Source organism: Rhizobium ruizarguesonis (assembly GCF_017357285.1).
In the GTDB taxonomy this organism is placed as follows: Bacteria; Pseudomonadota; Alphaproteobacteria; order Rhizobiales; family Rhizobiaceae; genus Rhizobium; species Rhizobium ruizarguesonis.
The window spans coordinates 878,139-892,549 of sequence record NZ_CP071678.1 but is presented as its reverse complement, the minus strand read 5'-3'; the positions used below and the strand labels follow the sequence as shown (position 1 = coordinate 892,549).

General features: G+C 62.3%; 11 protein-coding genes. 2 read left to right on the top strand and 9 right to left on the bottom strand.

Annotation, left to right across the window (positions count from 1 at the left end; genetic code table 11):
• Nucleotides 1-11 precede the first annotated feature (11 nt).
• Complete coding sequence (gene edd / locus J3P73_RS04350) at nucleotides 12-1,835, top strand: phosphogluconate dehydratase (RefSeq protein ID WP_018486418.1); 1,824 nt, start codon at nucleotides 12-14, stop codon at nucleotides 1,833-1,835.
• A 91-nt stretch (nucleotides 1,836-1,926) separates the two neighbouring features.
• On the opposite strand, the gene J3P73_RS04345 is transcribed toward edd, so the two are convergent.
• The 6 genes from J3P73_RS04345 to J3P73_RS04320 form a co-directional block, all read right to left on the bottom strand.
• Nucleotides 1,927-2,280: a hypothetical protein gene (locus tag J3P73_RS04345; protein ID WP_018445791.1), complete on the bottom strand. Its 354-nt coding sequence runs from the start codon at nucleotides 2,278-2,280 to the stop codon at nucleotides 1,927-1,929.
• A 176-nt stretch (nucleotides 2,281-2,456) separates the two neighbouring features.
• A complete protein-coding gene (locus tag J3P73_RS04340; protein WP_018486417.1) occupies nucleotides 2,457-3,545 on the bottom strand; it encodes an ABC transporter ATP-binding protein in 1,089 nt (362 codons plus the stop codon).
• 20 nt (nucleotides 3,546-3,565) lie between these two features.
• Nucleotides 3,566-5,218 carry a beta-galactosidase BglA gene (bglA, locus tag J3P73_RS04335; RefSeq protein ID WP_130690845.1) on the bottom strand — a complete coding sequence of 551 codons (1,653 nt, stop codon included), beginning with the start codon at nucleotides 5,216-5,218 and terminating at the stop codon, nucleotides 3,566-3,568.
• A gap of 34 nt (nucleotides 5,219-5,252) precedes the next feature.
• Nucleotides 5,253-6,416 (bottom strand): carbohydrate ABC transporter permease, encoded by a 1,164-nt coding sequence (locus J3P73_RS04330; RefSeq protein ID WP_130654627.1) that lies wholly within the window; start codon nucleotides 6,414-6,416, stop codon nucleotides 5,253-5,255.
• 1 nt (nucleotide 6,417) lies between these two features.
• Nucleotides 6,418-7,431: a carbohydrate ABC transporter permease gene (locus J3P73_RS04325; protein WP_130684814.1), complete on the bottom strand. Its 1,014-nt coding sequence runs from the start codon at nucleotides 7,429-7,431 to the stop codon at nucleotides 6,418-6,420.
• A 187-nt stretch (nucleotides 7,432-7,618) separates the two neighbouring features.
• Nucleotides 7,619-8,980, bottom strand: coding sequence for an ABC transporter substrate-binding protein (locus J3P73_RS04320; RefSeq protein ID WP_130771121.1), 1,362 nt, complete (start codon nucleotides 8,978-8,980; stop codon nucleotides 7,619-7,621).
• A gap of 297 nt (nucleotides 8,981-9,277) precedes the next feature.
• On the opposite strand from J3P73_RS04320, the gene J3P73_RS04315 reads away from it, so the two are divergent.
• Nucleotides 9,278-10,303 (top strand): LacI family DNA-binding transcriptional regulator, encoded by a 1,026-nt coding sequence (locus J3P73_RS04315; protein WP_018486412.1) that lies wholly within the window; start codon nucleotides 9,278-9,280, stop codon nucleotides 10,301-10,303.
• A 113-nt stretch (nucleotides 10,304-10,416) separates the two neighbouring features.
• Here the strand turns inward: J3P73_RS04315 and folD are convergent, their stop codons facing one another.
• The 3 genes from folD to J3P73_RS04300 all read right to left on the bottom strand — a co-directional run bounded on the left by folD (nucleotide 10,417) and on the right by J3P73_RS04300 (nucleotide 14,267).
• Nucleotides 10,417-11,316: a bifunctional methylenetetrahydrofolate dehydrogenase/methenyltetrahydrofolate cyclohydrolase FolD gene (gene folD, locus J3P73_RS04310; protein WP_017967061.1), complete on the bottom strand. Its 900-nt coding sequence runs from the start codon at nucleotides 11,314-11,316 to the stop codon at nucleotides 10,417-10,419.
• 120 nt (nucleotides 11,317-11,436) lie between these two features.
• Nucleotides 11,437-13,206: a GumC domain-containing protein gene (locus tag J3P73_RS04305; RefSeq protein WP_130771120.1), complete on the bottom strand. Its 1,770-nt coding sequence runs from the start codon at nucleotides 13,204-13,206 to the stop codon at nucleotides 11,437-11,439.
• Nucleotides 13,207-13,427: 221 nt separating this feature from the next.
• Nucleotides 13,428-14,267: a WecB/TagA/CpsF family glycosyltransferase gene (locus J3P73_RS04300; protein ID WP_130660936.1), complete on the bottom strand. Its 840-nt coding sequence runs from the start codon at nucleotides 14,265-14,267 to the stop codon at nucleotides 13,428-13,430.
• Between the last annotated feature and the right edge of the window lie 144 nt (nucleotides 14,268-14,411).

Here is a 14,411-nt window from a genome sequence, read left to right as displayed (position 1 = left end):
AGGGATTTTCCATGTCCGCTCACGCACGCATTTCTGCGATCACCGATCGCATTGTCGAACGCTCGAAGCCAAGCCGCGAGCGCTACCTGGAACGCCTGCGCGCCGCCGCCTCGCAGGGCGTGCAGCGCTCGGTGCTTGGCTGCGCCAATCTTGCCCATGGCTTCGCGGTCTGTTCCCCCGCCGACAAGGATGCGCTCGCCGGCGACCGCATCCCCAATCTCGGCATCATCACCGCCTATAACGACATGCTCTCGGCCCACCAGCCATTCGAGACCTATCCGGCGATTATCCGTGAGGCAGCCGCCCAAGCAGGCGGCGTGGCGCAGGTGGCCGGCGGCGTGCCGGCGATGTGCGACGGCGTCACCCAAGGACAGCCGGGCATGGAGCTCTCGCTGTTCTCGCGCGACCTGATCGCCATGTCGGCGGGCGTCGGCCTGTCGCACAACATGTTCGACGCCGCCCTCTTCCTCGGCGTCTGCGACAAGATCGTGCCCGGCCTGGTGATTGCAGCCCTGTCCTTCGGGCACCTGCCGTCGATTTTCGTTCCGGCCGGTCCGATGACGACAGGCCTGCCGAACGACGAGAAGTCGCGCGTGCGCCAGCTCTTCGCCGAGGGCAAGGTCGGACGCGCCGAACTGCTGGAGGCGGAATCGAAGTCCTATCACGGTCCCGGCACCTGCACCTTTTACGGCACTGCCAATTCCAACCAGATGCTGATGGAGATCATGGGCTTCCACATGCCTGGCTCGTCCTTCATCAATCCCGGCACACCGCTGCGTGAAGCGTTGACGCGCGAAGCCGCCAAGCGGGCGCTGGCGATCACCGCGCTCGGCAATGAATTCACGCCGGCGGGCGAGATGATCGACGAGCGCTCGGTCGTCAACGGCGTCGTCGGCCTGCATGCGACCGGCGGCTCGACCAACCACACGCTGCACCTTGTCGCCATGGCACGGGCGGCCGGCATCCACCTCACCTGGCAGGACATTGCCGAGCTTTCGGAAATCGTCCCGCTGCTTGCCCGCGTCTACCCGAACGGACTTGCCGACGTGAACCATTTCCAGGCGGCTGGCGGCATGGGCTTCCTCATCAAGGAACTCTTGAAGCACGGACTGGTGCATGACGACGTCCGCACCGTCTTCGGCCAGGGTCTCCAAGCCTATACGGTTGATGCCCGCCTCGGCGAAAACGGCGCCGTCCTGCGCGAGCCGTCGCCGGAAAAAAGCGTCGATCCCAAGGTCCTCTCCAGCATCGAAACGCCGTTCCAGGCCAATGGCGGGTTGAAGATGCTGCGCGGCAATCTCGGCAAAGCGGTCATCAAGATTTCCGCCGTCAAGCCGGAGCGCCACATCATCGAGGCGCCGGCAATCATCTTCCACAGCCAGCAGGAACTGCAGGACGCCTTCAAGGAAGGCAAGCTCAACCGCGATTTCATCGCCGTCGTGCGTTTCCAGGGCCCGAAAGCGAACGGCATGCCGGAACTGCACAAGCTGACGCCGCCGCTCGGCGTGTTGCAGGATCGCGGCTTCCGCGTGGCGCTGCTCACCGACGGGCGCATGTCCGGCGCGTCCGGCAAGGTGCCGGCAGCGATCCACGTCACGCCGGAAGCGGTCGACGGCGGCCCGATCGCCCGCATCCGCGAGGGCGACATCATTCGCCTGGACGCGATCAAGGGCACGCTCGAGCTGCTCGTCGATGCAGCTGACATGGCCGAGCGCGAGCCGGTGACCGTCGATCTCTCCGACAATGAATTCGGCATGGGCCGCGAACTCTTCGCGCCGTTCCGCCGCGCCGTCGGACCTTCGGACCAAGGTGCGAGCGTGCTCTTCCACCACTGAACGAGTGGCTTCTGGCAAACAAAAACCCGCGGGGAGCGTGAAGCACCCGCGGGTTTTTTTGATTTCAATCCGTCCTGCTGGACGCGCGACTTCAGGCTCGAATATCGAGAACGTAGTCGCGGTGCGCCGGATGGGTGCTGTAGACGAAGATCTTGTTCAGCTCCTTCTGCGTCAGCAGGCGCAGGAAGCGGACGTCGATCGTATTGTTGGCGTTGACCTTCATCAGCAGGCAGCCGACCTTGGTGATGCGGGCATCCGGAATATCCAGATAGAACTGCTTCGGCAGGCTGAACTGGGTCAGGATCGCGAGCGTCGCGCTGCTCATCGAAATACGGACAATGTCGCAGCGGCGCGAAGCCGCGTGCATGACGCCCTTTTCCGTATATTCAATGCGCGCGGCGTTCATCGTGTCCTCCATCTTGAACCGCGCCTCGCGGTCATACATGAAGGATTCTTCCTTGCTCAGGAAATGAGATTTTGGCTGTGACGGATTGGAAGCGGCCACGTGCTTATCCCCCTCATAAATTGACGAGGAAAGGGTAGCAGCCGATCTTTAACAGAAAGTGAGAATTCGGCCCGTCCCGCACAATTCTTGGGACCATCACCCCAAAAATGGCCGCCTCACTTCCGGTAGGTATGGCCGGTTGCGTCAAACAGATGCAACTTCTGCCTGTCGGCGGCAAACCGCATCCTCTGTCCCTTCTTCACATCATAGATGCCAGGCAGCTTGACGACGATCGGCTCGCCCGGGACCAGGCCCTCGATATAAAGCAACGTCACTTCGCCGAGCGCTTCGACGATCGACACTTCACCTTCGAAAAGGTAATCGGCGCCATCGGCAACCCGGAGATCCTCCGGACGAACGCCGAAGCTTGCCTGCTTGCCGGTTTCCGACGCGTCGGTCGCCACATCGAGAGTCACCGACATGCCGCCGGTCAGCGTCACCGTCGTCTGGCTTCCGGTGCCGGCGACCGTCGCCGGAATGATGTTCATCGCCGGCGAGCCGATGAATTTGGCGACGAAGAGGTTTGCCGGGCGCTCGTAGAGGTCCAGCGGCGCGCCGACCTGCTCGATATTGCCGGCGGAGAGAACGACGATACGATCGGCAAGCGTCATCGCCTCGACCTGGTCGTGGGTGACGTAGATCATCGTCGTATCGGCCATCTGCTCGTTCAGGCGGGCGATCTCGATGCGGGTCGCGACGCGCAGCGCGGCATCGAGGTTGGACAACGGCTCGTCGAACAGGAAGACCTTTGGATCGCGGCAGATGGCGCGGCCGATCGCCACGCGCTGGCGCTGGCCGCCGGAAAGCGCCTTCGGCAGACGATCGAGATAGTTGGTCAGCTGCAGGCTCTCGGCCGCCGCCCGGACACGGCGGTCGATCTCCTGGCGGCTTTCGCCGGCGATCTTCATGCCGAAAGCCATGTTATCGAACACGGTCATATGCGGGTAGAGCGCATAGGACTGGAAGACCATGGCGATGCCGCGCTTGGAGGGCGGCACGTCATTGACGAGATGGCCATCGATATACATCTCACCGCCGGTGATCGCCTCGAGACCGGCGATCATGCGCAGAAGCGTGGATTTGCCGCAGCCGGACGGACCGACGAAGACGATGAATTCGCCCTGCTTGATATCGAGGTCGATACCATGGAGAACGTCCACGGAACCGTAGGATTTGCGGATATCCTTCAGCGTCAGTCCAGTCATTTCTCTCTCCCCTTAGTTCCTTAGGCAAGACGGGCGAAATACGCCCCCCAGGCCGGAATATCGATCTTGTCGCCATAGTTGTTGCTGGTAAAGCCGTGGCCCGTCAATGCCTGCCATTCTCCCGCAGGCAGAATGACGGCGGCCTCGGCCGCGCTCATGTTGAAGATGCAGAGCAGCTTCTCGTTGCCGTATTCACGGGTGAAGACCAGGTTGTCACCCTGTTGTTCCTCGAATTCGATCTCGCCCTTGGCAAAAGCCGGGTGCAGCTTGCGGAAGGCGATGAAGCGGCGATAGTGCTCCAGCACGGAAGCCTCGTCGCCCAGCTGGACGCTGACGGCACGCAGGATATGCTCGACCGGCACCGGCAACCAGGGCTTGACCGTCGAGAAGCCGCCCTGGGCGACCTGGCTGTCCCAGACCATCGGCGTGCGGCAGCCGTCGCGGCCCTTGAATTCCGGCCAGAACTGGATGCCATAGGGGTCCTGCAGATCCTGATAGGCGAGATCGGCCTCAGTCAGCGCCAGCTCCTCGCCCTGATAGAGGCAGACGGAGCCGCGCATGGTCATCAGCAACGAGGCGTAGAGCTTGGCAAAAGCGTCGTGATCGGCGACCAGCCCGCCCCAGCGGCTGACATGGCGCATAACGTCGTGATTGGAGAAGGCCCAGCAGGCCCAACCATCGGGCGCGGCAGCTTCGAAATCCTGCATCACCTCCTCGACGCGCTCCGGCGTCAGCGGATCGGGCGCCAGGAACTCGAAGGCGTAGCACATGTGCATCTTGTCATTGCCGGAGGTGTATTCGCCGACGATTTCAAGGCCGCGCTGGCTGTCGCCGACTTCGCCGACAGCGGCGATCGCCGGGAATTCCTCGAGAACGGCGCGGAAGCGCTTCAGGAAGGCAAGGTTCTCAGGGCGGTTCTTGTCGTAGATATGCTCCTGAAAATTATAGGGATTGACCGCCGGCGCCGTCGAGGCGTTGCGGCGCTCGGGAGCCAGCGCCGGGTTGTCGCGCAGTTGCGTGTCATGGAAATAGAAGTTGATGGTGTCGAGGCGGAAACCGTCGACGCCGCGATTGAGCCAGAAGCGCACGACGTCGAGCAGACGGTCCTGCACCTCAGGGTTATGCAGGTTCATGTCCGGCTGCGAGGTCAGGAAATTGTGCAGGTAATATTGCATGCGCGTCGGATCCCACGCCCATGCAGAACCGCCGAAGATCGACAGCCAGTTGTTCGGCGGCGTGCCATCCGGCTTGGCGTCGGCCCAGACATACCAGTCGGCCTTGGCGTTGGTCTTGCTCGAGCGGCTTTGCGCGAACCAGGGATGCTGATCCGAGCTGTGGGAGATGACGAGGTCGATCATCACCCGGATGCCGAGGCGATGGGCCTCGGCGATCATCGTGTCGAAATCCACCAGCGTGCCGAAGATCGAATCGACATTCTCGTAGTCGGAGACGTCATAGCCGAAATCGCGCATCGGCGAGGTGAAGAAGGGCGAGATCCAGATCGCATCGACGCCGAGGCTTGCCACATGCGGCAAGCGGGCGGTGATGCCCTTCAGGTCGCCGATGCCGTCACCGTTCGAATCCTGGTAGGAGCGCGGGTAGATCTGATAGATCACCGCGCCGCGCCACCAGTCCTTGTCGGGAGTCGAGATCGATTGAGAAGCCACGTTCATGGAATATCCTGTTTGAAGTCACGTTCGGGAATGGTCAGCCTCCCTTGACCGAACCCGCCAGCAGACCGCGCACCAGGTAACGCTGCAGCCCGAAGAAGACGAGCAGCGGCACGATAATGGTGACGAAGGCCGACGCCGTCAAAATCTCCCAATTGCCGCCGCGCGAGCCGAGCAGCGCGTTCAGGCTGCCGGTCAGCACGAGGTGGTCCTTGTCGGTGCCGAGGAAGACCATGGCGACGAGCAGGTCGTTCCACACCCATAGGAACTGGAAGATGGCGAAGGAGGCGAGTGCGGGGAAGGACAGAGGCAAAACGATGCGGACGAAGATCTCGAAATCGCTCGCGCCGTCGACGCGGGCGGATTCGATGATCTCTTTCGGCAGGCCGGCAATATAGGCTCGCAAGAGATAGATGGCGAGCGGCATGCCGAAGGCGGTATGGGCCAGCCAGATGCCGGGATAGGTCTTCGACGGCTGGCCGAGCAGGTTGCCGATCTCGTTATAGAGGCGCAGCAGCGGAATCAGCGACATCTGCAGCGGCACGACGATGAGGCCGACGACGAGCGCAATCAGCAGCCCGCGGCCAGGAAACTCCATCCAGCTCAGGGCATAGGCTGCGAAAGCGGCAATCAGGATCGGGATGATCGTCGCCGGGATCGTCACGGTCAGCGAGTTGATGAAGGACTGGCCAATGCCCTCGCCGGTCAGAACCGTGTTGTAGTTCTGCATGGTGAATTCCGGCGGCGCCGAGACGGACGCATAGATGCGCTTCGGGCGTTCGTCGGGCGAGAAGGCGGTGTTCTTCACATAGCGATAACTGCCGTCGCTGTTGATCTGCAGGGTTTCACCGTCGCCGAAATCGGCGGTCTCGCCGGCTTTAAAGGCGGCCGGCTGCTGTATGCGGTTGCCGAAGGCCTTCACGGCACGGCCGGTCTGGCCTTCCAACACATTGCCTGTAATGACGTAGTTCGCACCTTCCTGCTTTTGCTGGTCGGGCGTACCGAGGCGGACCGCGGCGGTCTGGGTCGAGCCGACGAAGGCCGTCCACCAGCCGGAGACGACGATCTGGTCCTTGTCGCGCAGCGCGCTGACGAAGATGCCGAGCGTCGGGATGAGCCAGACGATGACGATCAGCAGAACGGCGACATGAACGAAGAGCCGGGCGGGGCCGATCTTGAAGTAGCTTCCGATAGCGGTCATCTCAGTGCCCCTTCAGTTCGCGATTGGCGCGGCGCACGTTCCAGACCATGATCGGGGTGACGGCGAGCATGATGATGATAGCGATGACGGCGCTTCGGCCGGAATCGCCGCCGCCGCGGAACATCCAGTTGAACATCAGGTTCGCCAGCACCATCGACTGCCACTGGCCGTTGGTCATGGTCAGCACGATGTCGAAGACCTTGAGGACGAGGATGGTGATCGTCGTCCAGACGACGGCGATGGAACCCCAGACCTGCGGCACCATGATGCGCCAGAAGATTTGCCAGCCATTGGCGCCGTCGATCACCGCGGCTTCGATCGTCTCCTCGGGGATGCCGCGAAGAGCGGCCGACAGGATGACCATAGCGAAACCGGTCTGGATCCAGATCAGGATGACCATCAGGAAGAAGTTGTTCCAGAAGGGAACGGAAATCCACACCTCGGGCGTTCCGCCGAAAGTCTGGACGATGGCGTTCAGCAGGCCGATCTGGACGTCGTTGCCGCCGCGATATTCATAGATAAATTTCCAGATGACCGAGGCGCCGACGAAGGAGATCGCCATCGGCATGAAGACGATGCTCTTGGCGATATTGCCCCACCAGATGCGATCGGTCATCACGGCGATGACGAGGCCGAAGAAGGTGCAGGCGGCCGGCACGACGGCGAGCCAGAGGATGTTATTGAAGATCGACTGGCGGAATTCGCGGTCGCCGAGCGCCCATTTGTAGTTGGCGAGGCCGACGAACTGCAGACCGGCGCGGTCGTAGAAGGAGAGGATCAAGGTCGCAACGACCGGATAGACGAGATAGACGATCAGCAGGAAGAGCGCCGGGCCGATGAACAACCACGGCCGAACGAGCGCACGGCGGTTGAGATTGCGCGATGCGGCGCGGATGTCGCCGTCCTTCACCGGCAGAGCGAGATCCAGAATCTTGTTCGAAAAATAGAAATAGGCCGAGCACGCAAAAACGGCGACGACCACGACGCCCAAAGCGGACACTATCTGCGACAGCATTTCGTCCCTCCCCTGCTTCCCCTGATCTTATTCCGACCGGTTGTTATTCTGACGGATCAGCGCCGGTCATCGTCAATCTTTTTGTATTGCCCAATCACAATATATCCTGCGATGGCCGGGCTCTTTGCGAGCCCGGCCAGTCATGCAAGCCATGCCGCCGGCAAGCCGGCGGCATAATTTTAAAAGATTACTTGATGCCGTCCCAGGCGCTCTGGATTTCGCCAGCAGACTCTTCGGCTGACTTGCCGCCGACAAAATCGACCATGCCCGTCCAGAAGGCGCCGGCGCCGATTTTGCCCGGCATCAGGTCGGAACCGTCGAAGCGGAAGGTGGTGGCGGAGGTCAGGATCTCGCCTTCCTTCTTCATCTGCGGGTTGGCATAGGCCTCGGTGCTGACGCCCTTATATGGCGTCAGGAAGCTCGACTGCGCCATCCAGACCTCATGGGCGATCGGGGTCTTCAGGAAGTCGATGAAGGCGCGGGCCGTCTTCGAGTCCTTGGCGATCGAGACGAGCGTGCCGGCGCCGAGAACCGGCTTGCCGAGTTCGGGATGCGACGCAAAGGTTGGCATGTAGAAGAAGTCGGCATCCTGGCCGAGCTTCGTGCCCTCAGGGAAGAAGGACGGGATGAACGAGGCCTGATGGTGCATGTAGCACTTCGGCGGAACCGCGAAGAGGCCCTTCGGGCTGTCGCGGAAATCGGTCGAGGCCACGGCCGCAACGCCGCCATCGACGTATTTCGCGTTCTTGGCGAACTTGCCGAATTCGTCGATCGCGGCAACGACGGCCGGATCGGTGAATTTCAGCTCGTTGGTCGTCCACTTGTCATAGGCTTCCGGCGGCTGCATGCGCAGCATGAGATCCTCGACCCAGTCGGTCGCCGGCCAGCCGGTGGCGCCGCCGGAACCGAGACCGATGCACCAGGGAACGCCGCCATCCTTGACGATCTGATCCGTCAGGGCATGCAGTTCTTCCATGGTCGTCGGGATCTTGTAGCCGGCTTCCTCGAAGTTCTCCGGAACATACCAGACCAGCGATTTTACGTCGGCCTTATACGGGAAGGCGTAGAAGGCTTCCTTGCCGTCCTTGCCCTTGTAGGTGCCGTAACCGACCCAGCTGTCGCCAGCGCCGTAATTGTCCTTGATCCACTTGGAGTTGTCATCGCCGAGCGGCGTCAGGAAGCCTTTGCTGGCGAGATCGGCCAGGAGGCCCGGCTGCGGCAGAACGGCGACGTTCGGCGGCGAGCCTGCCTGCGTATCGATGACGATCTGCTGTTCGTAGTTTTCGGAAGAAGAGTATTTGACATCGATGCCGGTGGCTTCGGTGAAGTAGGAAAGAACGCTCTGGAAGAACGCCTCGTCCTCGCCGCGCCACGGCCCGAAGATCGTCAGCGGCTGGCCCTTCAGATCGGCATGAGCAGCCTTGAACTCGTCATAGCTCTTCCAGTTGAACTTGGCATCCTGTCCCGGGGCAAATTTCAGATCGGCTGCAGACGCAGTACCGGCAAAAAGCGCTGCCACGGCAACGCCCATCAAAAATGACTTTTTCATGTGATCAACCTCCCATCACAATCCCAACCGCGCCGAATTCCCTCCAAAAGAAATTTCAAAGCGCTTTGACACCAAACTCATTTCACTTTCGGTGGAATGGAGTCAAGTCAATTCGCGAAAACCCGCTGTGGACATGCTAGATATCGCAGCGCAGCAACGTCTATCGGGAAATATGGAGCGATTTTTCTTGAGTCAAGCGCGCCAGATGATACATAATTGAAAGCGCTTTGGATGCCACTGGGAGGCGGCAGGCCTTTTCAGGATGGCTGACGGGCGGGCCGGGAGGAAGCATAGCAGGTGAATCTCAAACAGCTATCGGAATTGCTGGGGCTGTCGCAGACGACGGTGAGCCGAGCGCTGAACGGCTATCCCGAGGTCAACGAGGCGACCCGGGAGCGTGTGCTCCAGGCTGTCAAGGAGACTGGATACCGGCCGAACAAGGCAGCGCAGCGGCTGGCGACCGGCAAGGCAGGCTCGATCGGCCTCGTCATGCCGACGGCGCCCGGCCACCAGTCCGACGTGCATTTCGGTGAATTCCTGGCCGGGCTCGGCGAAGAGGCCGTACGCCACGATTTCCACTTCGTGATCATGCCGGCCGACCCCGATGACGAGGTGGCGGCGCTGCGGCGCCTTGCGATCAGCGGCAATGTCGATGCCCTGTTCGTCGCCTATATGCGCGGTCACGACCCGCGGCTCGCCATGCTGAAATCACTGTCGATGCCCTATGTCGTGCACGGCCGCTCCTTCGGTTCTGAGCCGGACTATCCCTATCTCGACATCGACAACGAAGGCGCCTTCTACGATGCGACGCGGCTCTTGCTGCAGCTCGGCCATACCCGCTTTGCGCTGATGAACGGACCGATGCATCTCGATTTCGCCATCCGCAGGAAGAACGGCGTCATATCAGCGCTTGCCGAGCGCGGGCTCGCGCTCGATGAGGGTTGCGTGAGCCACGCGCTGATGACGGACGAGCAAGGCCTGCTGGCGATGGAACACTTCCTGCAATTGCCGGAGCGGCCGACGGCGATCCTCTGCTCCAGCACTGTGCTGGCGCTCGGCGCGATCCGCGCGGTCAACCAGGCCGGATTGCGGCTCGGCGAGGATATCTCGCTGATCGCCCATGACGACGTGCTGCCGCTGCTGAAACCGGAAAGTTTTTCCGTGCCGCTGACGACGACACGCTCTTCATTGCGGGCGGCGGGCGTGCGCATCGCGCAGCGGCTGATCGGCACGGTGAAGCAGGCCGGCCCCTTCCCCGACCAGGAGCTCTGGAAGACCGAGCTGATCGTCAGGGCCTCGACCGGTCCTGTTCCCCAGGCCTAGAACAGGATGATTTTAGGCCGGGTCGGCCTAAAATCTGAATCCTGTTCTACATCATATAGTTAGAGCATGATGTCGTCCGAAAACCGCTCACACTTTTCGGCATCATGCCCCAATCAAAACTGCGGCGGTGTCTGCCCTGCAGTGCGATGGGCGGCGATGACGGTGTTGGCCATCAGCATGGCGATGGTCATCGGCCCGACTCCACCGGGAACCGGGGTGATGGTGCTCGCGACCGCAGAGACCTCCTCGAAGGCGACGTCGCCGACGAGCCGGGTCTTACCCTCGCCTCTTTCGGGGGCTGCCACCCGGTTGATGCCGACGTCGATGACCGTCGCACCGGGTTTCACCCAATCGGCCCTGACCATCTCCGGCCGGCCGACGGCGGCCACCAGGATATCGGCGTTGCGGCAGACCTCGGCGAGATTCCTGGTCCTGGAATGAGCGATCGTCACGGTCGCATTGGCGTTGAGCAGCAATTGCGCCATCGGCTTGCCGAACAGGTTGGAGCGGCCGATGACAACGGCGTTAAGGCCGGAGAGATCCTCGCCATGGGTACGGCGGACGAACACCATGGCGCCGGCCGGGGTGCAGGAGACCAGCCCGGTCTTCAGGTCGCCGGTGGCGAGCTTGCCGGCATTGACGACGCTCAGGCCGTCGACATCCTTTTCCGGCAGGATCGACTGGATAATCGCCTCGCTGTCGAGCGGCTTCGGCAGGGGCAGTTGCACCAGGATGCCGTGGATCGACGGATCGGCGTTGAGGGTGGCGACAAGGGCTGCCAGTTCCTCCTGCTTGGTCTCGGCCGGCAGCGTGTGCTGGACGGACTTGAATCCGCATTCCTTGGCCATGCGGCCCTTCGAACCGACATAGGCGTGGCTTGCCGGATCGTCGCCGACGATGACGACCGCAAGGCCGGTGGTGACGCCGGTGCTTTTTTCCAACGCTGCCGTCGCACTCTTGACCGTCTGAATGACCGATGCAGCTACGTTCTTGCCGTCGATTACTGTCGTCACGCGTCTCTCCGCCCTGTTTCGCGTCAATCTATGGATAGTTGACGAGCTTCAAATGCTCGCTAACGCCCTATCCTGTCGGAAAGCAGCAATGCAATATCAAAAATGCAAGGAAATGTTCGTTCAACGCAGCGGCTGTCGCGCTTCGAGCGCATGAACACGAAGCCGGTCGCGCAGGCCGGAGATCTCGGAGCGCAGCACCTCCATTTCGTCGATTGGCGCGGGGTCCTGCGCGGGCATCGACGGCAGTGGAGCCTGTGGCCGGCGCGCCGGCGTTTTCTCCCTTGTGGGATCGGCGACGGGCCTACGCAGGCGCAGCAGGAAAGCCGCAGCAAGGCCTATCGCAAGGCCCGCCGCGGCAGCAGCCAGCGAACGGCCGGTCAGGCCATCGGTGCCCAATACTGTGGTTGCCAATGCCGGCTTCAGGAGAACGATACGACCGTCGGCGGCCGTTCCCACCGCTGCGGACGTCGCCTCTTCGAGGCGCGAGCGCGCGGCATTCGCCTTTTCGCTAAGCTCGGTCAGGCGTGACAAATCGACACCGGTGTCCCGGCTCTGGGCGATCAGCGTATTGCGGCGGTCGTTCAGGCCCTTGCGCGCATCGACGGCGGCCTTGGCAGCGAGGTTGGCAGTCTGGGCAAGACGGGTCAGCTCCTTGCCCATACTCTCCTTCAGACCGTCTGTTTCGGCTTGCTGCTGCAAGAGGCGCGGATGGCGCGGGCCAAGCTCGGCCGAAAGCTGCGCAAGCGCTGTCCTGGCGACGGCATATTTGTCGCGCCAGTCCTGCAGCGCCGGCGAGAGCATATCGAAGGGGAGCGAACCGTCGAGCACTTCGGCAAGTTTTGCCGCCTTGAGCCGGTCGGTCTGCGCCTTGGCGGCAAGAATATTATGGTCGGCCGCTTTCAGATCGGCATCGAGCTGGTCGATCTGGCGGCGAAGATCGATCGCCACCTTGACGTTGCCCTCGCCGCTTTTAGCCGTAAACGCGGCAAGCTCCGCCTTCGCCTCGTCATAGGTTTTGCGCAAGGCGGCATCGGTTTCGGCGTCGCCGGGTCCGTCTGCTGCAGAAACGGCTTCGGCAAGCCTTGCGGCGATGCGCATGGATTTGCCGCTGTCGCCGGTCGTCACCCTCACCAGGATCGTGCCGGCAGCGGCATCGGGCAGTATCTCGACCGCATGCTTCAGCGTGGCCTCGGCGCGCGAGGCCGGATCGGCGGCAGCCCCAGTCGCCGAGAGGAGATCGAGCGCGACGCCGAGGGCATTGGCGCTGGCGCCGGCAAATTCGGGATCGTGATCGAGTTTCAGGGCGGCGACCGTCGAAGCAACCATGCGCGCCGACAGCAGCCCTTTTGCCGCGGCCTGGGTGAAGGCAGCGCGGCTTGCGGCATCGCTCTTCACGGAAAGCGTCGCTTCGGCGCGGTAGAGGGCCGGCGAACCCGGCATCAGCGCCGGCAGGCCCGCGCCGATGATCGTCGCAGCCGCGACCATCATCGCAAGACCAGTGCCGCCGACGCGGCGGCGCGGCGCTGCCGGCTGGGGCTCGGCGGGTTCTTCACGGACCGCAGCCAACGGTGCGGATGAGATCATCGGCTCGCCGGCCAGAACAGTCAGCTCTTCGTGGCGCGCCGGCTCCTGAGGAAGCGGATGGCCGACGTCGTTGGCGGCCCGGAGGCGGTTGCCGAGGATGGTTTCGATGCGGTCGACCAGCGGTGCCGTGCGCGCCGCCCTGGCGCGCTGCTCCTCCAGCACGCGGCCGATGGCGCGCAACAATTCGGCCTCGGGCGGCGCGATATCCGGCCGGCTCGAACGATGCACCCCGTAGGAATCCTCATCGGCGCGCGGCCCTGCGGCTGCGCGATCCTGGAAGCTGTTTCTGGCCCTGATATCGTACATTTGCGCCACATCTCATGCACATGATGGCCGAGTTCGCTCATCCGCACGGACGCAGATGATTAAGCCACTCTAAATATTCATGGCAAAGAAATGGTTAACCGCAACAGGCAAGAACTAAGCATAATTCCTCAAATCGGAAACGATTTAAGGACAAAATTATGCGGCAATTTGAAGTGTTGCAGCGTCCTTTGCGCGTCTGAAAAGACGCGCGGCGCTGTAGGTCAGCTTGCCTTCTTGCGATCCGACTGCGGCTGCAGCGCGCTGCCGTGCTCTTCCGGATGGCTGAGGATCCTTTCGCGTCGGCGGAAGCGGTAGCGCAGGACATGGAAAAGGAAGACCGGGATGCCGACAACGTAACGGCGCCAGAGGCGCGTCGGCTCCTGCAGCAGCCGATAGGCCCATTCCAGGCGCATCATCCGCACCGTCCTCGGCGCGCGTGGGACGGCGCCGGAGACGAAGTCGAAGAGAGCGCCCACCGTCAGCACCAGGCGCGCATGATCGGCGCGAATATGATCGTGAACCCATTTCTCCTGCAGCGGCGTCCCCATGCCGACGATCAGGATATCGACCTTCTGGCGCTCAAGCTCCTCGATGACATCAGTGGGATCGACCTTGTCGAAATAACCGTCGGAAACGACGACGAATTCGTGCCAGGGCGTGTGCCTGCGGAAGTTTTCCGCCGCCGCCTCGACGACCGGGCGCGTGCCGCCGATGAGGCCGATGCGGCGCGGAGTCTCCATGAAGGTCAAGAAGGCCGGCACGAAATCGGTGCCGTTCAGATTGGCCGGAAACGGCGCGCCATGGGCAATCTGCGATGCAATGTTGAGGCCGATGCCGTCCGGCAGCACCAGATTGTGCGACATGATCCGGTAATATTCGTCGTCGCGCAGCGCGGTCAGCATGTTGTGGGCGTTGACGAAACAAACCACGGTCTGGCCGACGGGAATGGAGGCCAACTCGTTGATGAAAACGAGGGCGTCGTCCCAGCCGAGATCGCAGACCGGCAGATCAAAGATCGTCCGCCGCGATGCGAGCACCGCGAAGTTTGCAATCAGATTCATTCCTACCTCCTGCCGAGGGTGCTGCATGCGCCCGACATCCCGGAAAACAAGCCCATATTTCCGCACCGGAGGTCTCGAAAGGACCGGTAGCGTCCCGCCGGGACGGCGTCGCTCCGATCCCGGATAAGCGGCGCATGCCAAGCT

Coding starts and splice junctions, on each gene's coding strand:
- J3P73_RS04300 (WP_130660936.1), bottom strand. CDS start 14,267: ATGAATCTGATTGCAAACTTCGCGGTGCTCGCATCGCGGCGGACGATC.
- edd (WP_018486418.1), top strand. CDS start 12: ATGTCCGCTCACGCACGCATTTCTGCGATCACCGATCGCATTGTCGAA.
- bglA (WP_130690845.1), bottom strand. CDS start 5,218: ATGAACGTGGCTTCTCAATCGATCTCGACTCCCGACAAGGACTGGTGG.
- J3P73_RS04345 (WP_018445791.1), bottom strand. CDS start 2,280: ATGTATGACCGCGAGGCGCGGTTCAAGATGGAGGACACGATGAACGCC.
- J3P73_RS04340 (WP_018486417.1), bottom strand. CDS start 3,545: ATGACTGGACTGACGCTGAAGGATATCCGCAAATCCTACGGTTCCGTG.
- J3P73_RS04330 (WP_130654627.1), bottom strand. CDS start 6,416: ATGACCGCTATCGGAAGCTACTTCAAGATCGGCCCCGCCCGGCTCTTC.
- J3P73_RS04325 (WP_130684814.1), bottom strand. CDS start 7,431: ATGCTGTCGCAGATAGTGTCCGCTTTGGGCGTCGTGGTCGTCGCCGTT.
- J3P73_RS04320 (WP_130771121.1), bottom strand. CDS start 8,980: ATGAAAAAGTCATTTTTGATGGGCGTTGCCGTGGCAGCGCTTTTTGCC.
- J3P73_RS04305 (WP_130771120.1), bottom strand. CDS start 13,206: ATGTACGATATCAGGGCCAGAAACAGCTTCCAGGATCGCGCAGCCGCA.